This is a genomic window from Flagellimonas olearia, assembly GCF_009184425.1.
GTDB classification, from domain to species: Bacteria; Bacteroidota; Bacteroidia; order Flavobacteriales; family Flavobacteriaceae; genus Flagellimonas; species Flagellimonas olearia.
The window spans coordinates 1-518 of sequence record NZ_WELG01000038.1 but is presented as its reverse complement, the minus strand read 5'-3'; the positions used below and the strand labels follow the sequence as shown (position 1 = coordinate 518).

General features: G+C 50.6%; 1 protein-coding gene. It reads right to left on the bottom strand.

Translation table 11 applies throughout. From position 1 onward, the window contains the following. On the bottom strand, positions 1 to 258 hold a 258-nt coding region (locus tag F8C76_RS19150), incomplete at its 3' end, for a metal-dependent hydrolase (RefSeq protein ID WP_211372180.1). Positions 259 to 518: the final 260 nt, after the last annotated feature.

The following is a 518-nucleotide window of genomic DNA, read 5'->3' as shown; positions in this document are numbered from 1 at the left end:
ATGAATGCGCTCTTGGCGAATGAATTCCTTGGCGGCATTGAGCACCTCCGGGTCGTCAAGCTTGCTAAGCTGTCGCCTGGCTGAGTTCATAACCCAGCGCTCGCCGTCTGGGACGGCGGCAAGGATGGCGTTCATCCAGTGGGTGGACCAAGGGTCATTACCGAACCAGTGGCGGGCCACGTTTTCGATATTCATGGGAAAGTGAATGTCACGGGTTACAACCTCGTCGTAACCGATCTTGCGATTTGCTAGGGCCATTGGATTGCTCCGATATAGGGTTCATTATCTAGACTTTATTTGTATGACCAACCAAATTCAATATTATGGGCTAAACAGTGTTCTTGTTTATGTATAGCCTAGGTGGAGCGATCTGAGAGCAAGGCTGGGCCGCCTCCAAAAGGAATGTTAGAATCAAAGACTTACAGCATGGGAGTGGCTTGTGGGAAGAAAAAAAAATCAGGCGATGTCGGTGGCCGAGACGGATCGAGAGTTTGTGCTTGGTGCTGCAGCTCGTCTGT